We start from the raw sequence: 23,045 nt of genomic DNA, 5'->3' as shown, positions 1-23,045 counted from the left end.
TTTTTTTACAAAACGCTGTTTATATAATAATAAATCTGTCTGTTCCACCAGTACCAGTCATGATCCACATCATATCCCCAATAATCCACCTGCGCCGGAATGCCCTTGCGTTCCAGCAGCTCCTCGATCAGCCGGGTTTCATGCAGCATTTCATCTTCGTAAGCACCCTGGCCGACACAGAGGATAATCCGGCTGCTGCGGTACTGGTTCAGGTAGTCCTCATCCGCAAGGCTTGGCAGGTAATGAAGCGGAGAGTTGTAATAGACATTATCACTCATATAATCGCCGAAGAAGTAGTAAGTGGAATAGACGCCGCTCAGGGCGATCAGTGTATCGAAATAGTGCGGATAACGGAAAAAGAAGCTGCCGCTGTAATAGGCGCCCATCGAGCAGCCGGAAATCAGGATTTTCTGGTCATCCCCGCCGTTGTTCCCTTTGCTCTCATGGAGGATAGCGGGAATGAGCTCCTGCGTGATGTATTTATCGTACTGCTCATGCCGGACCGCCTTATCTTCATGATTCCAGTGGGTAGAGAAGAACGTCTCCTCATCGATGCTGTCGCAGGCCCAGATCTGCAGCTTGCCGGCTTCAATGAAACTGGAGAGTGTGGCAATCATCCCGGAGTCCTCGTACTGGTAGAACCGGCCGAGCGAGGTGGGGAAGACAAGCATCGGTTTGCCGGCGTGGCCGTATACTTTATACTCCATGTCCCTGTTCAGGTGACGGCTGTATTCCTTGCGGTAGCTTGTCCTCATCCGTTAGCACATCCTATCCTTCTTCTTGTTGTATATACTTCACGATTTCCCTGACAGTTACAAGGTCCGGTGAGCGGAACTGATAAGCGCTGTTGCCCATCGCTCTGCTGAACACCTCTTCAATTTCGGCGTAGTTCACGATCTTATCACCGTAGGTCCGGTATATGTCTTCATGGCTGTGGGTGTAGTGCTTGTGCTGCTTGCGGCTGGCATAGCCGGTGTAGTATTTGCCTTCATAAGGGCCGCCGACTTCATCACGGGCCACCATGCCCGCCCATTCCTTATACACGTCAACATCATAGGAAAAGTTAATGGCATCCGTCATCCAGGCACCGGGCGGCCGCATATTCACTTCAAGCGCAATGATCCGCCCATCCTTGTTCGATTTGAACAGCTCGATATGGAAGAACCGCTCCCTGATGTCAAAAGCCTTCAGAATGCTCCGCCCGGCCTCCTCAACCTCCGGACTGATGTCCTTCAGGCAGAAGTAGTACAGGTGGTTGTCCGTGTTAACGACGTCCATAACGCTGTTCTCAAACAGATGGCTGACGGCGAACCGCACCTCTCCATTTCGATCAACCAGACCGTCATAGGTGAGAATCACCCCGTCGATAAATTCCTCAATGATAAATGAAACTTCCGCAGGCTTGGTGTCAAAAAAATGCTGCAGCTCAGCTTCGTTACTGATCTTATAGGTGTTGCTGGCCCCTGAGCCGAGGTCAGGCTTGACCACGAGCGGGAAGCCGGCGCTTTGGATGAACTCATCCACGCTTTCACGGGTGGTTCCGGTGGAGAACTGGACCGTGCTTACCCCGCTTTTGCGGAAAAATTCCTTCATTTTAGATTTCTGCTTCAGGTTCTGGACGAAATCGTTTTTGGTGCCGTAGATGTTAAAATCAGTCCGGATCGCGGCATCCTGCTCCAGCCAGTACTCATTCAGCGACTCAAACCGGTCGATCTTGCCGTATTTGTGGGTGAAATAGCCGACGGCCCGCAGAATTTCTTCGTAATTCTCGAGGTCCGATACCTTGTAGTATTCCGTTAGTGCAAGCTGCAGCCGATCCTCCAGATGATCATATTCGGCATCACCGATCCCGAGCACGAACACTCCCTGGCGCTGCAGCTGAATACAGAAATCAGCACTGTTTTTAGGGAAATGAGGGGAAAAGAAAACAAAGTTAATGGTGACCAGCCCCTTTGGCTAAAATGTAATTCCGAGTCAATTCGTGTGATTAATTTAATCTAATCTACCAGCTGTGCTGCTTTTCGTCAATCCTTTTACAGAACTGAAATATAGGGTAGAATACAATAAAGCAGGCAAAAATAGGAGTTGTGAACATGTCTAATGAAGAAGTATTCTTGACCAAGGAAGGTTTGGCCAAGCTCGAGGAAGAGCTTAGAGAGCTCAAGGGAGCAGGACGTAAAGAGCTTGCCGCCCGCCTGAAGCTGGCGATCAGCTACGGCGACCTTAAGGAGAACAGTGAGTATCACTCGGCCAAGGAAGACCAGTCCTTCATGGAAACCCGCATTATGATTCTGGAGAAAATGCTGATTAAAGCACAGGTTGTCGATGCCAGCAGCATGGATCTGAGCAAAGTGAGCGTGGGTACCGTTGTTATTCTTAATGATGTGGAATTCGCTGAGAAGATTGAATACAGAGTAGTGGGTCCGGCCGAGGCAGATGTGCTGGAAAACAAGATTTCGTACGAAAGCCCGCTGGGCAAAGAGCTGCTCGGCAAAAAGGTAGGCGACATCATCAGTGTTAATGCTCCAATGGGCGTCATTCAATATGAGCTTCTGGAGATCAAAGCAGATTAATAGACAAAAACCCCTGTTTCCCGGCTTCCGGGGACAGGGGTTTTTTGTGAGCACCCGCCTATGATATTTAGTCTCTCCATAGGCAGTGTCTATTAAGCATATTGTTTCCATATCTTAGACGCTGTCTGCATCCGGGGGTATAGTAGGGATTAACTATCGAATAGAGGAGTCCTGTCCCGTGATACAGCAGGTGTTATCGACTTTAGTGGAGGTTATTGTGCCGCTGGCCATCCCCGTTACGGCAGGGGCGCTGCTGGCCCGCTACAAAAATCTGGACACCAAGCCGTTACTGACGCTTTATCTGTACTTTCTGACCCCGGCGATTATTCTGGATACGCTGGCTAATGCCGAAATATCCTTTGGCGATGTATATCAGACGATTGCCTTCGCGCTGCTAAATTTGCTGCTCCTATGGCTTGTATCGCTTGTGCTCGGCAAGCTGCTGAAGCTGGCACCGCCGGAGGCAGCCGGGCTGACTCTGATCTCCACCTTTACGAACAGTGTCAACTACGGGCTGCCGCTTGTCCTGCTGGCCTTCGGCCAGCTTGGGCTCGACAAGGCCTCGGTTTATGTGATCGTCCAGATGGTTATTGTGAATACCATTGGCGTCTACTTTGCAGCCCGGTCACAGTTTAATGTAAAAAGCGCAGTCAAATCCGTATTCGCCCTGCCGGCCGTCTATGCGGCGCTGCTTGCCCTGCTGCTGCGGGGACTTGGCCTGCAGCTGCCGCATGAGCTGGCCTCAGGCGTATCTATGGTAGCAGGAGCGTATTCGCCCGTTGTACTGGCGATTCTCGGTGCGCAGATGGTCAGGGTCAGAGCCGGCCATACCGAACGAAATGTGCAGCTGGCCTTCTGGACAGGCTTGTCCGTCCGGCTGCTGCTGTCCCCGCTGCTTGCCCTGCTGGTCCTGCTGCTGCTGAATATTTCAGGCCCCTTGTTCTCGGTGCTGCTCGTCCTGGCCTCGATGCCGGTGGCCGTCAATTCAGTCGTGCTGGCCGAGCGGTTCGGGAGCTCACCTTCGCTGGTATCGCGCTGCATTGTCTGGACCACGCTGGCCTCTTTCCTGGTGCTGCCTGTGCTGATTACAGCGGTGGGCAGTGTCCAGCCTTAGAAATCAAAGTTGTCCGGGTCCGGGCCAACCCGCTGGTCCCGGTTCAGGCCGTCAATAACGGCCATATCTTCAGCACTCAGCTCAAAGTCAAACAGCGCGGCGTTCTCCGTAATCCGCTGCTCCTTGGTTGACTTCGGAATCGTTACAATGCCGTGCTGCAGGTCCCAGCGGAGAATGACCTGGGCCACGGATTTGCCGGCTCTGGCAGCTATGCTCTGCAGGTCAGGCTGATCAAGCAGCCCGCCCTGCATCAGCGGCGACCAGGCCTCGATCTGAATGCTCTGCTCCCGGCAGTAGCTTCTCAGCGCCTGCTGGGACAGGTAGGGATGCAGCTCGACCTGATTAACCGCCGGGCGGATTTCCGCATCCTTCAGCAGCTCCTCCAGATGGTGAATCTGAAAATTGCTGACTCCGACCGCTTTGACCCGGCCTGCCTTGTAGAGCGTTTCAAGCGCTCTCCAGGCTTCTTTGTATTTGTCCTTTACCGGCCAGTGGATCAGGTACAGATCCAGATAATCCAGGCCGAGTCTTTCTAAGCTGGCCTCATAAGCGGCCAGCGTCTCTTCATAGCCGAGATCGGAATTCCACACTTTGGAAGTGATGAAGAGCTCTTCGCGCCGCAGCCCGTTCTCCGCCAGTGCCTCTGCAATAGCTTGTCCTACGCCACGCTCATTCTGATAAATGGCTGCAGTATCAATGCTCCGGTAACCATGGGCAATGGCCGACTTTACCGCCTGCACGAGCTCTTCGCCATCGGCCACCTGGAATACGCCCAGTCCGAGCCAAGGCATCTTAACGCCTCCCTGTAGTTCGGTTGTATCCTGTAAATGCTGTGCTGTATGCTGTGTCATTATAAATAACCTCCGTAATGTAATGAATAATAATAGTAGATGCTGCTGAATCATGCAGTTTGCCGCCGGGGGACCTGCTCATCGCTGCGTTCAAGCGAACGGCTGCGCGCGGTAAGCATTACCGCTCCCAGCACCATAACCGAACCAACCCAGGCTGTATGAATCAAACCCAGATGCTCTGTGACGAATCCGCCGAGGTAGGCGCCGATGGCGATGCCGGCATTGAAGGCGGCAATATTTACCGCAGAGGCAATGTCTCTGGCCCCCGGAGCGTACCGGTCGGCGAGTATGACGACATAGGATTGCAGGCCGGGTACGTTCATGAAGGCCAGCAGACCCATGAAGATAATAGTAATAAGTGCCGGAGCCTTGAACGGCGCGGTGAATGTCAGGACCAGCAGTATGGCCGCCTGCAGGGCGAACATATAAAACAGGGCATTCATCGGCTTGCGGTTGGCCGCTTTGCCGCCGATTACGTTGCCCGCGGCAATCGCCAGGCCGTAGACAAGCAGAATCACGGCAACCGTCTGCTCCTTGAAGCCGCTGATTTCATGCAGCAGCGGGGACAGATAGGTGAAGACGGCGAAGGTGCCGCCGTATCCGAGGGCTGTGATGGCAAAAGCCAGCAGCAGCCGTCCGTTCGTCACGAGCTTAATCTGCTCGTTAAGAGGTGTACGCTGACCCTTGCGCAGTCCGGATGGGATGAGCAGCAGGTTGGCGGCCAGAGCGGCGACGCCGACAGCGGCGATCGCAATAAAGGCTGCCCTCCAGCCCAGGTGCTGGCCCAGCAGGGTGCCGAGCGGTACGCCGGTTACGGTGGCGACGGTCAGGCCGGTGAACATAATGGAGATGGCGCTGGCCCTGCGGTTCTCCGGCACCAGATCTGCCGCGATCGTCGAGGCGATCGACATGAACAGGCCGTGGGATAAGGCGGAGATGACCCGGGCTGTCAGCAGCAGGGCAATGCCGCCGGCAGCGGCGGCAAGGCTGTTGCCGATGATGAACAGCACCATCAGCGCCAGCAGGAGCGTTTTGCGGGAGACCGCTGTTGTCAGCGAAGTCAGTACAGGCGCCCCGAAGGTAACGCCAAGCGCGTAGAGGGTGACCGTCAGTCCGGCCGCCGTTACGGATATATGCAGGTCATCAGCAATCAGCGGCAGCAGCCCGACACTGATAAACTCGGTTGTTCCGATTGCAAAAGCGCTGATTGCCAGCGCCAGCAGCGCGAGTGTGCTTCTTTTTTGATTCAAGGACATGTTTTCCACTCCTGTAGTATGGTAATCACCGGCCGGTAAATGCTATTATGAACCACGCGGGCAATAGTGGATAGTACGTACTTTAAAGTACTATAGGTACTAAAAAGTACCTATAACATAAAACTTATAGGAGGACTTCATGTCTAAAAAATATAATATTTCCGTTGAGGCTACACTCGAGGTAATCGGAGGCAAATGGAAATGCGTCATCCTCTGCCATTTGACCCATGGCAAGCTGCGGACGAGCGATTTGAAGCGGCATATGCCGAATATTACGCAAAAGATGCTAACCCAGCAGCTCCGCGAGCTGGAGGAGGACGGGATCGTCAACCGGATCAGCTACAATCAGGTACCGCCCAAGGTGGAATACGAGCTTAGTGAATACGGGCAGTCGCTGCGCGCCATTCTTGATTCGCTCTGTGCCTGGGGTGAGCGGCATATTATCAGAGAGTACGGTGATAAGTTCGCCGTACTGGAAGACAATATGCTGAACCATAAGAAAATGAACGCTCAGCCGGCGGGTACAGAGCAGCTGTAATTCTTTTGCCGGATTAGCTGGATCATAACATTAAAAAAAACCGCAGGTGCTCCTGATGCCGGAGACTTGCGGTTTTTTTGTCGGGAATAAACGAAAAGCTTAATCGGGGCTGCCTTCCGTGACTTGGATGGTGAATATAAAAGCCGCCCCTTGATCCATGCCTGATCTGGCATGGATGGTGCCGCCCATCAATTCGACGAGCATTTTGCAGATGGACAAGCCGAGGCCTGTCCCGCCGAATTTCCGGTTGATGGTTGCGTCAACCTGGGTGAAGGGCTGGAACAAGTACTTCATTTTATCGTCAGGAATGCCTATGCCGGTATCCTCAACTATGAACTCCAGCTGCAGTACGCCGTCCATTTCCTGTCTAAGCCGGGCGCTCGCCTTCACACTGCCGCTGGCAGTGAACTTGATGGCATTGCCGATCAGATTGTTAAGCACCTGTCTCAGACGGTTGGAATCGCCGACCAGCAGAGCGGGGATATTAGGGTCAATAATCAATTCGAGGGTCAGGCTGCGTTCCATAGCCAGCGCTCTGAACAGATCGAGCGTTTCCTTCAGGCAGGAGTGCAGGTTAAACAGCTCGTAGTCCAGCTCCATTTTACCCGATTCAATCTTGGTAAAATCCAGCACATGATTGATTACCGAGAGCAGCGCATGACCGCTGGTATGGATAATCTCCGCCATCTCCAGATCATCTGCGGACAGATCGGAGCTCCGGAGTACATCTGACATCGCAATAATCCCGTTAAGCGGAGTTCTGATCTCATGGCTCATCATGGCAAGGAAACCGCTTTTGATCCGGAGTGCCACCTCAGCCGTGTCTTTCAGCTCGGTAAGCACGATATTGGCCGACTCCAGCTCCTGCGTTTTGAGCTGCAGCTCCCTGCGGGTCTGAAACATACGGACGAATCCGTCAATCTTGCTCTTCAGCACCAGAGGATGGAACGGCTTGGTCAGGAAATCAATCGCTCCGGCCGTGTAAGCCATCATATAGTTCTCCAGCTCCGAGGTGAGCGAGGTCAGAAAGATAATGGGGATATCCTTTGACTTTTTGCGCATCTTAATCCGCTTGGCCGTCTCAAAACCATTCATATCAGGCATCAGGACATCCATAATAATTAATGCAAATTCCTGTTCCAGCAGATGCTTCAGGGCATCCATCCCTGAATTGGCATGTACCAGCTGATAAGGCTTATCCGCAAGCAGGGCTTGTATGGAGAGGAATTCATCAGGACGATCGTCTACAAGCAAAATATTAACTGGATAATCCATAGTTCCTCCCGGGACAAGATAGAATGAAAAATAACATGTGGTGATAGCTAGAGCTATTGGATTAGCCATACCTTCAATACAGTTACCAGCTGGGTAGTGTTGATTGGCTTGGAGATATAATCCGAGGCTCCGGCCTGCAGACATTTGGTCCGGTCCTCCTCCAGCGCGCGGGCCGTTAAGGCGATAATGACGATATGATCATAGGCCGGATTCCCGCGGATCCGCTTCATCGTCTCATAACCGTCCATTTCCGGCATCATAATGTCCATGAACACAAGCTGGGTTTCCGGATGCTGCTCCAGATGCGCCAGCGCCTCCAGACCGTTCTGGGCAAAGCTTATCTCCATATTATACCCTTCAAGCACACTGGATAACGCAAAAATATTACGCATGTCATCATCGACCAGCAGAATCTGCTTGCCGGCAAAGGCCGCTTCCGGATTATGCAGCTTCTCGATCAGCTGCTGCTTGTCCGGCGGGAGATCGGCATGTCTGCGGTGCAGGTACAGTGCTGTCTCGTCGTACAGCCGTTCCATCGAGCGCACGTTCTTGATCACGATGCTCTCGGCGTAGTGCTTCAGGCGCTGCTCATCGGTTTTGCTGAGATCCTTGCCGGTATAGATGATAACCGGCAAGGTCTGCAGCTTGCGGTTGGTCTTGATCTGCTCCATCAGATCGAAGCCGCTGATATCGGACAATCCAAGGTCGAGCACCATACAGTCAAAGTGATGGCTGCTCAGCTGCTCAAGCGCTTCTCGCCCGGTGCCGACGGCCACGACCCGGACATCCGGATGGGCAATGAATTCGACCAGACTGCTGCGCAGCAGCTGGTTGTCCTCCACAATCAGCAGGCTCTTCACCGGCCGGCGGATATAGGTTTCAATCTGCAGGAAGGCTGTTTCCAGCTCTGCCTCATCGCTCGGTTTCTTCCAGAAGGACAGGGCGCCCATCGCCAGACTCTGCTGGTTCTCTTCGGCGGTGGAGATGACATGGACCGGAATATGACGCAGCTCCGGCCGGCTCTTCAGCCGGCTGATAATGGCCCAGCCGTCAAGCACCGGCAGATGCAAGTCGAGCAGGATGGCATCCGGCTTGTAGGCATGGGCGAGGGCAAGGCCCTGGTCGCCCTGGAAGGCCACGATGGCCTTGAAGCCTCTGCTGCGGGCAAGATCAAGCAGGATCGCCGCAAATTCGGCATCCTCCTCAATGATCAGCAGTAAGGTATCACCGTTCTTAAGGTTATTCCGGTCATCATCCATCTCTGCAAACTGCAGCAGCTTCGGATTGGAAATCGATATATCAGGAACGAAGGATTCGCGGAATGAAGGATGCTCTTTAGCTGCAGTATCTCTGTCCGGCTCATATACCTGATTGGCAGCTGCTGCAAAGGTGGAAGCAGCCTGGGACAAAGTAAGATCATCAGGCAGCTCCGCAGGCAGAATCAGGGAGAAAGTGCTTCCCTTGCCTTCAACAGAATCGACTTCGATTCTTCCGCCGAGCAGGCCGGCGAGCTCCCGGCAAATGGTCAGGCCGAGGCCTGTGCCGCCGTATTTGCGGCTGGTTGTTCCGTCCGCCTGCTGGAAGGCTTCGAAGATACTCTCCAGCTTGGCGGAGGCGATACCAATCCCTGTATCGCTGACAGCGAAGACAATCTCGTTGCCGCTTGTCCGGACTGACAGGGAGACCGAGCCTTGCTCAGGCGTAAACTTCAGGGCATTGGAGAGCAGATTGTTCAGAATCTGCTGCAGCCTGTGACCGTCGGTCAGCAGATGCTCAGGCAGTCTGCTGTCACAGTGTACGTCGAAGCGCAACTGCTTGGTCTTCGCCTGCTGCTCAAACCGGCGGTACAGATGGCTGCTGATATCATGAAGCGGCACGGGCTCGAGCACAGGCGTCATTTTACCAACCTCAAGCTTGGCCAGGTCCAGAATTTCATCGATCAGCTGCAGCAGGTCTTTACCTGCCGAGAAGATAGTGTGCACATACTCTAATTGCTTGGCACCGAGATTACCTTCTTTGTTCTCGGCCAGAATCTGTGACAGAATCAGCAGGCTGTTCAGCGGTGTGCGCAGCTCATGAGATACATTGGCAAGGAATTCCGACTTATACTGGGCAGCCATGAAGATCTCTTCCGCCTGCACCCTGATTTCTTCTTTCTGCTGTTCTGTCAGCTCCATCTGCTGCAGCAGGCTCTTGTTAGATACAGCAAGCTCTTCGGTCTGGGCGAACAGCTCCTGGGTCTGGGCTTCCAGCTGCTCCTTCTGGTCCTGAAGCACATTCGTCTGGGCGAGCAGCTCGTCTGCCTGACTCTGGATCTCCTCTTTCTGCTGTGAGGTGAGCCTCATCTGATCCTGAAGATTGCTGTTGGAGGTGGCCAGCTCCTCCGTCTGGGCGAGCAGCTCGTCTGCCTGGGCTTCAATTTCTGACTTCTGCCGTGCTGTAATTTCCATCTGCTCACGCAGATCTTCCGTCTGTGCCAGGAGTTCCTCTGTCTGTGCTTCAAGCTCCTGGGCCTGAGCTTGAAGCTGCTCCTTCTGATCCTGAAGCTCCCTGGTCTGCTCCAGCAGCTCATCAGCCTGTGCCTGGAGCTCTTCCTTCTGGTCCTGAAGCTCCTCCGTCTGGGCCAGCAGTTCGTCGGCCTGGGCTTCAATTTCTTCTTTCTGCCGTGCTGTCAGCCTCATCTGTGTCAGCAGATCCTGGTTGGAAGCCGAGAGCTCTTCCGTCTGAGCCAGCAGCTCATCGGCCTGTGTTTCAATCTCTGCCTTCTGCTGTGCCGTCAGATCCATCTGGTGCTGCAGATTGCTGTTGGACGTCGCCAGTTCATCTGTCTGCGCCCGCAGCTCCTCCGTCTGGGCCTCCAGCTCCTGGGTCTGCGCCTGAAGCTCTTCGGTCTGGGCTTCCAGCTCCTCTTTCTGCAGCTGGGTGTGGTTAAGCAGCTCCTCAATCCGGGCCACATCGGCCAGGGTGTTAATCAGCACGCCCATGTTCTGGCCGGTCCGCTCGATTAATTGCCGTTCTTTACTGCCGAGCTCCTTCAAGGTGGCCAGCTCAATTACAGCGACAACCTCTGTCTCATACAGAAGCGGAAACACAATCAGTGTGGAGGGGAGTGTCTCCCCCAGTCCGGAGTGAACCCTTATATAATTATCCGGCAGATCGTTCAAGACAATCGTCTGCTTGTCTACTGCACATTGTCCTACCAGCCCTGTGCCAAGCGCGAACGGTTCGCGGTTTGCAGAAGCTTCATCAAAGGCATAGCCGGCCGTGAACTGCAGCCGGTTAAACTGCAGCATGTACATGGCGCCATAGCTTCCGCCGACAGCGGTGGCCAGTCTTGAAATGAAGATGCGCGCTGCATTCTGCAGATGAACGGATCCCTGCAGGTGCAGCGCCATCTCGGAGACCTCTGTGTTAATCCAGGCCTGTTCCTCGGCCTTCAGGCGCAAAATCCGCTCTTCAGCTGTTTTGTCATGCAGATCAACACCCAGGCGGTAAAAGGACTGCGCCAGCTGCCCGAATTCATCACTGCGTGTGGTCATTCCCGAGGCATCCAGTGTGCTGCCGGCAATATCTTCGGATATGGATCGGATCTGCTCAATACCCCGGGTTACACTGCGTTGAATATGGTTCATAAGGTAGATGCAGAGCAGAACACCTGCTACGCCCGTCGCTAAGAACAGGTATAGAGGTGCTCCTTTAAGATAGATCAATGCTATAGTGATCATACTGCTGAGCAGCAGTGTAGAAGTAACAGTTGCTAACCAAATCTGTTGTTTTATTTTCATGCTCGCCCGCCTTCTTCTATGCTAGTTTATCTAATTATACTTTTTATAGAGAGGCGATGATAGTGGAAACACAGGTAAACCGCCAGTTTAGCCAAAAATTAGCCTGATTTTCTGCGTTTTTATGACAACTGAATGATCTGCTTTAACGGGAATGTCTTCGGACGAGTTTCCGTCCGGAAAAGCTGCGGCCTGCGCCGCTGGCAATCTGTGTAGTATTGGCGGCATTAGTATACTGGTTATTGATGACGAATACCAACAGGCCGACTCCTGCCAGCGGAGTGCGGGTAACAATGCGCCGCTGTGCAAAGCATGAGCAATCAGGGCGGAACATGGCAATAAATCAACGGCTGCCCGCAGGTTGGATGAAAATGGATGAATTGCATGAAAAATTGTCAAAATAAATCGGTTATTTTCAAGAAAGGGGGCTTGTAAGGAGTGTACAGAGCGTGTAAGATATACGAAGGTTTAAATACGGATATTCATATAACAACTCATATAATCTTGGGAATATGGCCCATAAGTTTCTACCGGATAACCACTGTAACTATCCGACTATGAGTGAAATAGCGCATCTAGGGTTCCGCTTCTTCTGCCGTACCGGTGAAGAAGGCTGGTCCAAGCGATGCGGACACTGCTGATGTGTTACACCGCTTAGGGACAAAAACCCAGAAGGACAGATTCACTTGAGAGAAACGCTCAAGTGAATCTGTCCTTTTTTTGTTTCTGCCGTCTATTCAGCTGCCACAACAATTGAAGGGGAGAAGCTGCCGTTATGAAAGTTTTAGAGGAACGCATTAGACAAGAGGGGCTGATTCTCTCGGATACCGTGCTGAAGGTGGATTCGTTTCTGAATCATCAGGTCGATACTCAGCTTGCCCTGCAGATCGGGCAGGAGTTTAAGGAAGTATTCGGCCATTTGCCGGTTACCAAAATATTGACGGTTGAAGCGAGCGGCATCCAGTTTGCAATGGCTGCAGGCATTGCGTTCCGGGTTCCCTTTATTTACGCCAAGAAAAAGAAAGCCGTGACATTGTCCGAAAGCGTCTATTCGGCACCGGTGCATTCCTTTACCCGTCAGGAAGACTACCTGATCAGTATTTCCCAGAAATATCTGGGGCCGGAAGACAAGGTACTGATTGTTGATGATTTCCTTGCCACCGGCGCAGCGCTGGTCGGACTGGCAGATATTGTAGAGCAGTCCGGCGCACAGCTGCTGGGTGTAGGCTGTGTAATCGAGAAGAGCTTTCAGGAAGGGCGGGGTCTGCTGGAGCAAAGAGGCATCGCAGTGCATTCACTGGCGAGAATCTCATCCATGGCCCCGGGAGAAGTTCATTTTATCGCAAATGAAGAGCTGATTAAGGAGAGTGCAGGATGTTAAGCAAGCAAAAGGTATTCGCCCTGGGACTGCAGCATGTACTGGCGATGTACGCCGGAGCAGTCATCGTACCGCTGGTTGTCGGAGGCGCGCTGAACTTAAGCGCGGCACAGATGGCCTATCTGATCGCAGCGGATCTGTTCACCTGCGGACTGGCCACTCTGCTCCAGGTAATGGGCAGCAAGTACTTCGGAAGCGGGCTGCCCGTCGTGCTGGGCTGTACGTTTACTGCCGTCAGCCCGATTATTGCCATCGCTTCAGGGTCTAATCTCGCCACCGCTTATGGTGCAATCATTATATCCGGCCTGTTTGTTGTACTGGCCGCCCCTGTGTACGGCAGGCTGCTTAAGTTCTTCCCTACAGTAGTCACCGGCTCTGTAGTCACCATCATCGGCCTCTCGCTTATCCCTGTTGCCATGAACAATGTGGCCGGCGGACAGGGCAGCCCCGATTTCGGACAGCCGCGCAATCTGCTGCTGGCCCTCATTACACTGCTGGTTATCCTTGTGGTCAACCGGCTGGCGACCGGCTTCCTGCGCTCCGTGTCCGTACTGGTAGGTCTGGTTGTCGGAACAGCCATCGGCTATTTTATGGGAATCGTTGATTTCTCTGCTGTCGGCACCGCTTCTTATGTAAGTATCGCCCAGCCGTTCTACTTTGGCTGGCCGCAGTTCAGTGTGACAGCAATCTTTACAATGATCATCGTTAATATCGTATCAATGGTAGAATCGACCGGCGTATATTTTGCCGTGGGTAAGGCTACCGACCAGAAGGTAGAGGACCGGCAGATTGTGAACGGGCTGCGCTCGGAAGGGCTTGCGATCATGCTGGGCGGCTTATTTAACGCCTTCCCTTATACGGCGTTCTCTCAGAATGTCGGGCTGTTGTCGCTGACCCGGGTCAAGACACGCAATGTCATTTTTGCAGCAGGCGGGATTATGGTCGTGCTGGGTCTTCTTCCCAAGCTGGCTGCGCTGACAACCGTTGTGCCTAATGCGGTACTCGGCGGCGCTATGATTGTCATGTTTGGTTCTGTCGCCGCTTCCGGCATGTCGATACTGTCCGAGGTGGACCTGCGCAAGGACGGTAACCTGCTGATCGCCGCCTGCAGTATTGCTGTCGGCCTCGGCTCGGCAGTCCTGCCTTCCATGTTCGACCAGCTGCCGGAGTTTGCGAGAATGCTGCTGCAGAACGGAATTGTTTCCGGGTCCCTGACAGCGATTGTCCTGAACCTTTTCCTGTCCAAGTCCCAGGATCATGCTGCAGCAGGAGCACCGGCTGCAGCACCGGACATAAAATAAAAATTACCACATTTAAAAGTATAATAAGAATGGCTGCCGATTCCGAAATATAGGAATCGGTTTTTTTCTTTGTACCCAAAGGATTCCAATGTATAATTTTTAGAAATATTAAAATGTATAGTTTTTTTATAGAAGGGAGCCGGCAATATGAGGAAGTACTGGCTTAGTGTGCTGGCCAGCCTGCTGCTGGTCTGCCTGGCGCCGCTGTTCTCCATCCTTCAGAGCTTAATGGTTACACCGGATATGCCTGTATCCAGGCAGGGCGTGATCGACCTGAGGAACTGGGATTTCCGGAAGGGCGGGGAACTGAAGCTGAACGGGGAATGGGAGTTTTACAGGGACCGGCTGCTTACGCCGGGTGACTTCCATTCTCCTGCAGCAGGCCGTACTGCTCCGGCAGTGTCCACCATGATCAAGGTGCCGGATAAATGGAATACTTACCTGTCCGAAACGGGCACCGGTAAGGCCAAAGGCTACGCTACTTACCGGCTGAAGGCCATAGTACCTGACGGGGAGTCGGTCGTATACGGGCTGCGGGCCCTGAATATCCGGATGGCCAGCAGGATATTCCTGAACGGACAGGAGATTGGCAACAGCGGCCTTCCAGCCCCCTCCTCTTCCGAGAGCAAATCCAACAATATTCCTTATATGGGATTTGCCGCGGTAGACGGCAGCAGGCTGGAAATTATTGTGCAGGTAGCGAATTATAACTATTCATCCGGCGGCATCATCCAGCCGATTATCCTCGGGAATCAGGAATCGATTATGAAACACCGGGAATTTGCCCTGTTTGTTGACGGGGCAACGATATTCGGATTTTTTGCCCTGGCCCTGTTCCTGCTGATGTTCTCCAAGGTAAAAGCCAGCCGGGGAGTAACCCTGTATCTGGGTCTGTTCAGCTTCGCTGCCCTGGTATATATCCTGACCCATGGCGAAAAGCTCATTGCGACCGCCCTTCCCGGACTGCCCTATGAGATTATTTTGAAGCTCCAGCTTGCCTCATCTACACTTGTATATTATTACCTGATTCGCTATGTGGCCAATTCAATCAATTATCCGATGCCGCAGGCGGTTATGAGGGCATCCAGAGCGATTACTGCAGTGCTGCTGCTGGTTGCCATATTCATTCCGGCGCAGTATTTCAGCTACCTGGAAGGGCTATTGATCACCTGGGGCGTAGTCGCTCTAAGCTTTGTGCTTTACTCCATGATCGCCGGTACACTGCAGAGCCGCGAAAATATGTTTCTGATGATGGTCAGCATAGAAAGCCTTAGTGTAGTTATCGTCTTCTATCTTGTCAGCTTCAGCAGTCTGGCTTTTCATTATTATGTGCTATCCTATGAAATCATTCTGTTTGGTTTAATTCAGGCTATTCAGATGACCCGGCAATATGCTGCTTCTTTTCTTGAAGTGGAGCAGCTGTCCCGCAGGCTGCTGACACTGGACGGGCTGAAGGATGATTTCATGGCTGCCACCTCCCGCGAGCTGCGCAGCCCCTTGCAGGGAATCGTCAATATCGCCCAGACCCTGTCCGAAGGGGCGGCAGGCAAATTGAACGCCCAGCAGAACGGGCAGCTGTCCATGGTGGTTTCAACCGGAAAAAGGCTGTCCGCCCTGATCAATGACATGTCCGACTTTGCCAAGCTGAACCACGGGGGACTGTTCCTGCAGCGCCAGGCAGTTGATCTCCGGAGTGTCGCCTCGTCTGTAATGGAGGTTACCCGTCATGTTACGGGTAACCCCAAGCTCAGCTTCCGCCTGGAACTGCCGGACAATCTGCCGCTGCTTCATACGGACGAACAGCGGCTGGCGCAGATCCTGTTCAATTTGCTGGCTAATGCTGTAAATTATACTCAGCAGGGTGTGATTACTGTATCAGCTGAGGTTAAAGAGGATTATGTGGTTATTCAAGTGGCTGATAACGGATCGGGCCTGCCGCCGGAGCGGCTGCGGACGATCTTTGATGCCTATGATCCCCACGGGGCCTCAGCCCAGAAGCTGTACCGTGAGAACGGGCTGGGGCTCAGCATTACCCAAAAGCTTGTAGAGCTTAACGGCGGAAAGATTGAAGGCGAGTCTAACCTCGGGCAGGGAACGGTCTTCCGCTTTAACCTGCCGGTGATGAAGGAACGGGCAGTACTGCTTGGTGAGGAGTACCTGGAGGCTACCGGCTGGGAAACGGCGGCAGCCTCCGAGCAGCAGACAGATGAACTGGAGCTGCTGCTGGATGCGGATTGCTGCAAAATCCTGATCGTCGATAATGATCCGGTTAACCTGCAGGTGCTCTCGAATGCCCTGCGGCTGGAGCGGCATCTGGTGATCACGGCTGCCAGCGGCCCGGAAGCGCTGCTGTTTGTGCAGGAGCAGCCTGATATCGACCTTGTTATTATGGATTGGGCTATACCGGAAATGCCCGGACTGGTCCTGTGTCAGACTATCCGCGAGCGGTTCGTCCTGTCCGAGCTGCCGGTTCTTGTCCTGACAGCAGGGAACCGGGCGGAGGACCTTCAGGCTATTTTTGATGCAGGGGCCAATGACTATCTGATCCAGCCGGTGCAGCTGAGAGAATTCAGGGCCCGTGTGCAGACGCTGCTCGATATGCGTAAGCTGATCCGCAAGTCGGTGGAGACGGAAATCGCCTTTCTGCAGGCCCAGATCAAACCGCATTTCTTGTATAACGCGCTTAATGCGATTATCTCGGTCTGTCCGGATGACCCGGATAAGGCGACGGATCTGCTGCTGGATCTCAGCATGTATCTGCGCAGCAGCTTTGACTTCCAGAACCGCGGACAGACCGTGCCGATTGAGAAGGAGCTTGAGCTGGTCCGGTCTTATCTGGCTCTGGAAAAGGCGAGATTTGATGACCGGCTGAATATCGAGTTTGATCTGCCGGAGCAGATCCGTGAGCTGGTTCCGCCGCTCAGCATTCAGCCGATTGTGGAGAACGCGGTGAACCACGGGCTGATGCAAAAGGAAGCCGGCGGAACGCTCACGCTGTCGGTCTCTCTGCTGCCCGGCCGGCTGGTGGTGTCGGTATCGGATAACGGTATCGGCATGTCCCGGGAGCGGATAAGTGAGGTTCTGTCCGAGGAACGCACTGAAGGCGGAATCGGGCTGAGAAATATACAGCGGCGGCTGCTCAAAATTTATGGCACCGGTCTGATAATCGAAAGCGAGCCCGGCGCCGGAACCCGGATTTCCTACACTATTCCACGGACCGGTCCGGTCCTGGAATGACCTGACAAGAGGTGAACCTGCTTATGAAGGCAATATTAATAGATGATGAAAAACCCGCGCTGCAGCATCTTGAGCGCCTGCTAACCAAAGACGGGCGGCTGCAGATAGCCGGTAAATATACCTCGGCAAGGCTGGGTCTGCAGCATCTGGAGCAGGAAAAGGCTGACATTGTCTTTTTGGACATCGGCATGCCGGAAATGAACGGTCTGGAGGCGGCTGAGCATATTATGCAGGCGGACCGCAATATCCGGATCGTCTACATCACAGCATATAGTGAGTATGCCATTGATGCTTTTGAGCTGAATGCCGCTGATTACCTGCTGAAGCCGGTCACGGCGCAGCGGCTGAACAAAACACTGGAACGGCTGGTGGTGAGCCGTGAAGAACCGCTTGTTCCGCAGCCTGCTGCCGGGGCAACGGTAGATAACCCATGGATTCTCTGCTTCAAGCGGCTGGAGTTCATGGACAGGAATGATGCCGGCAGAAAAACGCTCTGGAGAACAAGCAAAGCGCAGGAGGTGCTGGCGCTAATGCTGCACTACCGCGGGCAATGGGTATTAAAGGATATCATCGTTGATCTCGTCTGGCCCGATTTCAAGCCGGAAAAGGCGGTGACCAATCTGCATACGACGGTGTATCACATCCGCAAGCTGCTCAAGACTTGGGGAATGGAGATCACAGTGGAATTCTCGCAGGAACGCTACCGTCTGGTCACCGGAGATGCCCCGCTCGATGTGGAGCGGTTCGTTCAGGGCTGGCAGGGCGGAGCTGTGCAGGATGAACAGGACTGGCAGCACCGCGAGGAGGTTCTGGCTTTATACCGCGGCGATTATCTGGCTGAGCATCACTACGACTGGGCGGAGGCGAAACGCAAGGAGCTGCAGGTTAATTATATAGAGATGTCCTTGCGTTCGGCTGAATATGAGCTGGATACCGATCGTCCGCGGCAGGCGCTTGCCCGGCTGTCTGTGCTCCAGGAGGTAGATCCCTATTCGGAGGATATCTGCCGGCTGGTTCTGCGGAGTTATGCCCAGCTTGGTGATTTTCCCGGATTCCGCAAGCATTACGATAATTATAAAGCCCTGCTGCAGAATGATCTGGGCATCGGTCCGGGCAGTATAATGGACAGCTGGGTAGAGAATGTCTTTTAGCAAAAACTTATGATCCGAGCTTCGTATAGCTGAGTTGCCCGCATTGCCATATGCGCTGCTGTTCGGCTATTTTTTCTACCTGCCTGATCTGCAGGCAGTTCCTCCGTGGCTGAAACGAAAAGAGGAAATTAGCGTATCAAAAGCGTAATAGATAACAGGAAGGAAGTGTCATTTAGTGGACAATGGAATGAGCGTTATTTTATTTGAAAAGCTGCCCGAAGGTGATCTGCGCGTCATCGAGGAAAGGGTATGGAGCATGAACATGATTACCGCCCTGGAGCATGTCAATTACCTTGTGGTCGGCAGCCGGGAATACGAGGCGGTTGAAGGCAGACTGAATGTGGATCAGGGGAAGCTGGAGCTTTTGCTGGTTCCGATGCGCACCGAGGGTTAAGGCAACTATAGAGAAAGGAGGTAAAGATCGTGGAGCATGATGAAAAAGAGGCAAAGGAGCCTGTCAGGGACAGCAGCAGTCCCAAGCTGCTGAACGCGGAAGGCAAACCGCTGCGTGTCCTGTCAACCTCTCTGGGGATCGCCCTGCTGGCGAATGCGATGTTCGTTCCCGGGAGCGTTCACGCCACCGGAGGCGGGACCAGCGGGGAGCCGCAGCTGATATCCTGGTCAACCGAAGAGGTGAAGGCTTATTTTGATGCAAATGTAGACTGGAATATTCCTTATCCGGACGAGAACACCGAGGAGACCGTGCAGGAGGGAACCGGGGCGGTCTCTTCCGGCGGAACAACAGTAATTAATAATTACGGCGGTTACAGCAACGGCTTCGGCTGGGATGATGTACTGCTGTATCACATGCTGTTTAACAGCGGGTCCAATTACTCCTCCAGGGGCTGGTACAATGACCGGCCGACTTATTATGGAGGTACCCGGACGACCTACAGGCCGCCGACCTATAACAGCGGAAGCTTTCAGAACAAGCAGGTCACCGGCTCTGTAGTTAAACCGAAGACCTCCACGTCATCGACCGGCTCGATTACCCGCAGAGGCTCCTCCTCTGCAGGCGGAGTGGGCGGGAAATCAAGCGGACTGGGCTCCTCCTCAGGCTCAAGCTCAAGCAGCAAGTCCAGCTCATCGGTCAAATCCGGCTCTTCCAAAAGTTCATCCTCCAAAAGCTCAAGCAGAAGCAGCGGTTTCGGCGGATGAGCCCGGAGAACAGTGTCTTTCAATTGCTGGACCAGTCGGCACTGGAGCGTGCGCCGCGGGTAGAGCAGCTGCATGAGCTGGGCTTTACCTGGGCTGATCTTGAGGAAGAGGAATACTGGCTGGACGCCATTGCGGTTATGACTGCAGAAACTTACAGGGAACTGGCCGGGGCTTCAGAGAAGCTCTGGGGGATTCTCGATAAGGCGGCGCGCTATGTTCACCGCAGACAGGATTTATATGAGCTGCTCGGCATCCCGCCGGTGCTGTGGCAGATGCTGGATGAGACACCGCTGCCGGAGCCCGGGCTGATCAGCCGGTATGCCCGGTTTGATTTTGCCGTAGCGGATGACGGGACAATTAAGCTGCTGGAGCTGAACGCGGATACGCCAACGGGATATGTGGAAGCCTCAATCGCGACACCCTGGATCTGTGAACAGGCCGGAGTCGGCAGTCCGAACGGTGAAATGAAGGAGCTGCTGGCTGCAGCCTGGGGGATTGAGCGCCCGGACACTGCTGCCTGTGTTGCCTACGGCTCCCACCAGGAGGATTCTGGGACGATCGAGGCGCTTGTACGCCATAGCGGCCTGGACATTAAGTGTGTAGACTGTCTGGATTTGTGGATTGATAACGGCCATGTGTATGACGGGGAGAACCGGCGTATTGAGCGGATGTTTGCCTTGTACCCGAAGGAATGGATGGCAGTGGATGAAGGCGGCGATGCACTCGCCTATGCTGTAGAGACAGGACGGCTGCAGCTGTTTAACGGACCGCACAGCATTCTGCTGCAGTCAAAGGGCCTGCTTGCTGCCGTGTGGGGCATGTATGAGCTGGGACTGCTGTATACAGAAGAAGAGCGCGAGTCCATCTCCCGCTATATTCTGCCGACCTACAACAAGCCGGTATTTTCGGGAAACTTCGTATCCAAATCGGTATTTGGCCGCGAAGGCGGATCTGTGCGCCTGTTCGATGACAGCGGCGAGCTGGAGCTTGCCGACGAAGAAGGCTTTGACAGCAGCGTGTTATTCCCGACCGTATACCAGAAGAGGGCTGAGCTTGCCCGGATCCGCACCGCGGAGGGCGAACTGCATCTGCTGACCGGCATGTTCGTGATTAACGGGAAGCCCTGCGGGCTGCTGGGGCGGGCCGGCGGACCGATTACAGGCAATGCCAGTCATTTTATTGCGTTAGGAGTGAGTGAGCTTGAACAGGAATAAAGGGAATCAGAGACAGGCTGCAGGAAAGGCAAAAGTCCGGCTGGCTGCGATGCTTGGTATGCTGCTGTCTGCTGTGCTGCTGCTTGGCGCCTGCTCCAGCAGCGAGGACAGTGTATTTCATACCGGTACTTCAGCAGAGGTTACTGACAGTGTATCGCGTGTGCCCTGGGATTACCGTGTAGTGGAGAGTACCGTGGGGGATCTGGTCGGCAGCGATATGACGGTTTTGCCGGATAATGAGCTGCTGCCTAATGATGAGAATTATGCTACGGGCGATAAGATCTGGACACTGCAGTTCATGGATGCAGAGATGACTACCACTGCCGATCAGAAGAACGAGGTTCGTTTGTCTGAATGGACCACGCTTAAATCCTATCCGGACCAGAACACCGCGACAGAGGACTTGAAGAATCTGAAGGTATCGATTACAACCGATGTTGACCTTGTAGGGGTGTACAAAACCAAGTACCAGGAGAAGACGAGAAACTTCGCGATCCTTGAGCTGCCCTCCGGCAACCGGGTCAAGCAGCCGATAGACGACGAGCGCTACACGGCATTAGAAAAAGCAAAAACAGCATCGGTAGTGCTGGAGGAAGTGCATGATTTTGCCGATTATGATTCGGCTTATGCGAAATTTCGGGGGTGGGCGAATTGACGATAGTTATTAATCTGGTTGTAAGTGTCTTAACGATTATTCTGCTGCAAGTGCTTGGCATGGTCGTCTTTGCGCTGATGACACCATTTAAGGATATGGAAGAAATCAAGAAGGGTAACGTAGCGGTAGCACTGGCAATGGGCGGGAAATTCCTGGCCACTGCGATCATTCTGGGTGTAGCAGCCTATACGAATACTTCGATCTGGCATATGATGCTGTGGTTTGCGGTCGGATATGTCTGTCTGATTGCCGCCTACTGGATATTCGAGCTGTTTACTCCGGGCTTCAGGATATCCGAACAGCTGCAGAAGGGCAATGCCGCTGTAGGAACCATGCTCTGTCTGGTGTTCATCGGAACGTCGTTTGCTGTAAGCAGCCTCATTATTTAACAGCTTTGCGTAATCTGCGGCTGCCTGCCGTTTGTCTGCCGGCAGCAGCCACATTAACTAGGGAAGAGGGGCGCACAGGTGCATTTTCTCCTCAAATTATCCGGTAAGCTGATTGCCCTGAAAAAGAAGACGATCGCCATCATGATTCTATGCTTTGTTGTGCTGAGTGCCACGATTGCGTTTGCCCTGGAGCCGGAGACGTTTAACAGCTGGTTCAACGCTTTCTACTGGGTTATGACGACTATGGCCACTGTAGGCTATGGTGACTTTTTTGCTGCTACGGCTGCGGGGAAGGTATTTACAATTTTCTTATATGTCTTCGGCATCGGTCTTTTGAGTCTGGTGATAGGCAAGGTTGTCGAGGCTATGGGAGAGATGCAGAGAAGGAGAGGAGAAGGAACCTTGAGCTTTCATGGGGCGGATCATGTGGTGCTGATCAACTGGAGCCGGAAAACACAGGCAGCCGTTGACGAAATTTTGTGCTATGCGCCGAAGTGCCGGATTGTAATCATTGATGAGTCCGGCCGGCATCCGCTGGAGCAGATGGAGCAGGTGCATTTTATCAGCGGGGATGCCTCGAGCGACGAGATTCTGATGAAGGCTTCGATCGGCAGGGCCAGAGCGGCGATTGTGTTCGGCGACATCCGAATCGATGAGGCTTCACTGGTTGACGGCAAATCGCTGCTGATCATCTCCAGCATTGAGCGGATTGCCCCGCAGGTACATACTACAGTAGAGATTATGCAGGAAAAGAATATCAAAAATTTCCGGCATGTCCAGGTAAATGAATTCGTCCTCTCGCATGATGCGGTTTCCAGGCTGGCTGTCAGATCAGCGCTGCAGGAAGGCAATTCCGAGGTGCTCAGCCAGCTGCTCAGCCGCCAGCATGGCGATGACATTTACGAGGTGCCGCTGGATGCAGGCTGGCGGACCTACGGCGAGGCCTTCCAGGCGCTGCTGCTGCAGGGGGCCACCCTGCTGTCCGACCGCGGTGATCTCGGGATCAACCGCAAGCTGGACCAGCCGATTCCGGCGGATGCCAGACTGTATGTCGTGGCCGATGAAGAAACGTACCGCAGGATTAAAGGTTAATATTTTACGGCACAAAAAGAGCTGCCCGGGTTAGGAATAATCCGCTGGCAGCTCTTTTTGTGTCCGGGATAAAAATAATCC

General features: G+C 53.6%; 19 protein-coding genes and 1 riboswitch. Of the genes, 13 read left to right on the top strand and 6 right to left on the bottom strand.

Annotation, left to right across the window (positions count from 1 at the left end):
* Positions 1 to 5: 5 nt before the first annotated feature.
* Both NST84_RS29395 and NST84_RS29390 read right to left on the bottom strand, forming a co-directional pair.
* On the bottom strand, positions 6 to 755 hold the full coding sequence (locus NST84_RS29395) for an alpha/beta hydrolase-fold protein (RefSeq protein WP_342563538.1): 750 nt from the start codon (positions 753 to 755) through the stop codon (positions 6 to 8).
* A gap of 13 nt (positions 756 to 768) precedes the next feature.
* Positions 769 to 1,857, bottom strand: coding sequence for an ATP-grasp domain-containing protein (locus tag NST84_RS29390; protein WP_342563537.1), 1,089 nt, complete (start codon positions 1,855 to 1,857; stop codon positions 769 to 771).
* Positions 1,858 to 2,093: 236 nt separating this feature from the next.
* Here NST84_RS29390 and greA point away from each other — a divergent pair, with 236 nt between their 5' ends.
* Both greA and NST84_RS29380 read left to right on the top strand, forming a co-directional pair.
* On the top strand, positions 2,094 to 2,573 hold the full coding sequence (gene greA, locus NST84_RS29385; RefSeq protein ID WP_342563536.1) for a transcription elongation factor GreA: 480 nt from the start codon (positions 2,094 to 2,096) through the stop codon (positions 2,571 to 2,573).
* 178 nt (positions 2,574 to 2,751) lie between these two features.
* Positions 2,752 to 3,687 carry an AEC family transporter gene (locus NST84_RS29380; protein ID WP_342563535.1) on the top strand — a complete coding sequence of 312 codons (936 nt, stop codon included), beginning with the start codon at positions 2,752 to 2,754 and terminating at the stop codon, positions 3,685 to 3,687.
* On the opposite strand, the gene NST84_RS29375 is transcribed toward NST84_RS29380, so the two are convergent.
* A complete protein-coding gene (locus NST84_RS29375; RefSeq protein WP_342563534.1) occupies positions 3,684 to 4,538 on the bottom strand; it encodes an aldo/keto reductase in 855 nt (284 codons plus the stop codon). The genes NST84_RS29380 and NST84_RS29375 overlap by 4 nt on opposite strands.
* 50 nt (positions 4,539 to 4,588) lie before the next feature.
* Positions 4,589 to 5,794 carry an MFS transporter gene (locus NST84_RS29370; RefSeq protein WP_342563533.1) on the bottom strand — a complete coding sequence of 402 codons (1,206 nt, stop codon included), beginning with the start codon at positions 5,792 to 5,794 and terminating at the stop codon, positions 4,589 to 4,591.
* A gap of 139 nt (positions 5,795 to 5,933) precedes the next feature.
* On the opposite strand from NST84_RS29370, the gene NST84_RS29365 reads away from it, so the two are divergent.
* Positions 5,934 to 6,332: a winged helix-turn-helix transcriptional regulator gene (locus NST84_RS29365; RefSeq protein WP_342563532.1), complete on the top strand. Its 399-nt coding sequence runs from the start codon at positions 5,934 to 5,936 to the stop codon at positions 6,330 to 6,332.
* A 99-nt stretch (positions 6,333 to 6,431) separates the two neighbouring features.
* On the opposite strand, the gene NST84_RS29360 is transcribed toward NST84_RS29365, so the two are convergent.
* Both NST84_RS29360 and NST84_RS29355 read right to left on the bottom strand, forming a co-directional pair.
* Positions 6,432 to 7,607, bottom strand: coding sequence for an ATP-binding protein (locus tag NST84_RS29360; RefSeq protein ID WP_342563531.1), 1,176 nt, complete (start codon positions 7,605 to 7,607; stop codon positions 6,432 to 6,434).
* A gap of 53 nt (positions 7,608 to 7,660) precedes the next feature.
* Complete coding sequence (locus NST84_RS29355; RefSeq protein WP_342563530.1) at positions 7,661 to 11,392, bottom strand: response regulator; 3,732 nt, start codon at positions 11,390 to 11,392, stop codon at positions 7,661 to 7,663.
* A gap of 471 nt (positions 11,393 to 11,863) precedes the next feature.
* Positions 11,864 to 11,967, top strand: a riboswitch (purine riboswitch).
* Positions 11,968 to 12,164: 197 nt separating this feature from the next.
* Between NST84_RS29355 and NST84_RS29350 the strand changes: the two genes are divergently transcribed.
* The 10 genes from NST84_RS29350 (at position 12,165) to NST84_RS29305 (ending at position 22,964) form a co-directional block, all read left to right on the top strand.
* Positions 12,165 to 12,770, top strand: coding sequence for a xanthine phosphoribosyltransferase (locus NST84_RS29350; RefSeq protein ID WP_342563529.1), 606 nt, complete (start codon positions 12,165 to 12,167; stop codon positions 12,768 to 12,770).
* Entirely contained in the window at positions 12,764 to 14,068 is a 1,305-nt protein-coding gene (locus tag NST84_RS29345; RefSeq protein ID WP_342563528.1) for a nucleobase:cation symporter-2 family protein, read from the top strand. The genes NST84_RS29350 and NST84_RS29345 overlap by 7 nt, the downstream gene beginning before the upstream one ends.
* A gap of 147 nt (positions 14,069 to 14,215) precedes the next feature.
* A complete protein-coding gene (locus NST84_RS29340; RefSeq protein WP_342563527.1) occupies positions 14,216 to 17,305 on the top strand; it encodes an ATP-binding protein in 3,090 nt (1,029 codons plus the stop codon).
* 23 nt (positions 17,306 to 17,328) lie between these two features.
* Positions 17,329 to 18,456 (top strand): response regulator, encoded by a 1,128-nt coding sequence (locus NST84_RS29335; protein WP_342563526.1) that lies wholly within the window; start codon positions 17,329 to 17,331, stop codon positions 18,454 to 18,456.
* 187 nt (positions 18,457 to 18,643) lie between these two features.
* A complete protein-coding gene (locus NST84_RS29330; RefSeq protein WP_342563525.1) occupies positions 18,644 to 18,850 on the top strand; it encodes a hypothetical protein in 207 nt (68 codons plus the stop codon).
* A gap of 29 nt (positions 18,851 to 18,879) precedes the next feature.
* The gene (locus NST84_RS29325; RefSeq protein WP_342563524.1) at positions 18,880 to 19,614 is read left to right on the top strand and encodes a hypothetical protein; all 735 of its coding nucleotides are present in this window, start codon (positions 18,880 to 18,882) and stop codon (positions 19,612 to 19,614) included.
* Positions 19,611 to 20,828: a glutathionylspermidine synthase family protein gene (locus tag NST84_RS29320; RefSeq protein ID WP_342563523.1), complete on the top strand. Its 1,218-nt coding sequence runs from the start codon at positions 19,611 to 19,613 to the stop codon at positions 20,826 to 20,828. Before NST84_RS29325 ends, NST84_RS29320 begins: the two co-directional genes overlap by 4 nt.
* 49 nt (positions 20,829 to 20,877) lie before the next feature.
* On the top strand, positions 20,878 to 21,483 hold the full coding sequence (locus NST84_RS29315) for a signal peptide protein (protein WP_342566553.1): 606 nt from the start codon (positions 20,878 to 20,880) through the stop codon (positions 21,481 to 21,483).
* Complete coding sequence (locus tag NST84_RS29310) at positions 21,480 to 21,872, top strand: DUF350 domain-containing protein (RefSeq protein WP_342563522.1); 393 nt, start codon at positions 21,480 to 21,482, stop codon at positions 21,870 to 21,872. Before NST84_RS29315 ends, NST84_RS29310 begins: the two co-directional genes overlap by 4 nt.
* A 78-nt stretch (positions 21,873 to 21,950) precedes the next feature.
* Entirely contained in the window at positions 21,951 to 22,964 is a 1,014-nt protein-coding gene (locus NST84_RS29305; protein ID WP_342563521.1) for an ion channel, read from the top strand.
* Positions 22,965 to 23,045 lie beyond the last annotated feature (81 nt).

Origin of the sequence: Paenibacillus sp. FSL R7-0345 (assembly GCF_038595055.1) — a bacterium.
Classification (GTDB): domain Bacteria; phylum Bacillota; class Bacilli; order Paenibacillales; family Paenibacillaceae; genus Paenibacillus_AQ.
The sequence above is the reverse complement of the archived record's forward strand: the minus strand, read 5'-3'. Positions and strand labels throughout refer to the sequence as shown.

Bases quoted from the DNA above. Each gene is read 5' to 3' on its own strand.
- NST84_RS29395 (WP_342563538.1), bottom strand. From the start codon at position 755: ATGAGGACAAGCTACCGCAAGGAATACAGCCGTCACCTGAACAGGGAC.
- greA (WP_342563536.1), top strand. From the start codon at position 2,094: ATGTCTAATGAAGAAGTATTCTTGACCAAGGAAGGTTTGGCCAAGCTC.
- NST84_RS29375 (WP_342563534.1), bottom strand. From the start codon at position 4,538: ATGACACAGCATACAGCACAGCATTTACAGGATACAACCGAACTACAG.
- NST84_RS29370 (WP_342563533.1), bottom strand. From the start codon at position 5,794: ATGTCCTTGAATCAAAAAAGAAGCACACTCGCGCTGCTGGCGCTGGCA.
- NST84_RS29365 (WP_342563532.1), top strand. From the start codon at position 5,934: ATGTCTAAAAAATATAATATTTCCGTTGAGGCTACACTCGAGGTAATC.
- NST84_RS29360 (WP_342563531.1), bottom strand. From the start codon at position 7,607: ATGGATTATCCAGTTAATATTTTGCTTGTAGACGATCGTCCTGATGAA.
- NST84_RS29355 (WP_342563530.1), bottom strand. From the start codon at position 11,392: ATGAAAATAAAACAACAGATTTGGTTAGCAACTGTTACTTCTACACTG.
- NST84_RS29350 (WP_342563529.1), top strand. From the start codon at position 12,165: ATGAAAGTTTTAGAGGAACGCATTAGACAAGAGGGGCTGATTCTCTCG.
- NST84_RS29345 (WP_342563528.1), top strand. From the start codon at position 12,764: ATGTTAAGCAAGCAAAAGGTATTCGCCCTGGGACTGCAGCATGTACTG.
- NST84_RS29340 (WP_342563527.1), top strand. From the start codon at position 14,216: ATGAGGAAGTACTGGCTTAGTGTGCTGGCCAGCCTGCTGCTGGTCTGC.
- NST84_RS29335 (WP_342563526.1), top strand. From the start codon at position 17,329: ATGAAGGCAATATTAATAGATGATGAAAAACCCGCGCTGCAGCATCTT.
- NST84_RS29330 (WP_342563525.1), top strand. From the start codon at position 18,644: ATGAGCGTTATTTTATTTGAAAAGCTGCCCGAAGGTGATCTGCGCGTC.
- NST84_RS29320 (WP_342563523.1), top strand. From the start codon at position 19,611: ATGAGCCCGGAGAACAGTGTCTTTCAATTGCTGGACCAGTCGGCACTG.
- NST84_RS29315 (WP_342566553.1), top strand. From the start codon at position 20,878: ATGCTTGGTATGCTGCTGTCTGCTGTGCTGCTGCTTGGCGCCTGCTCC.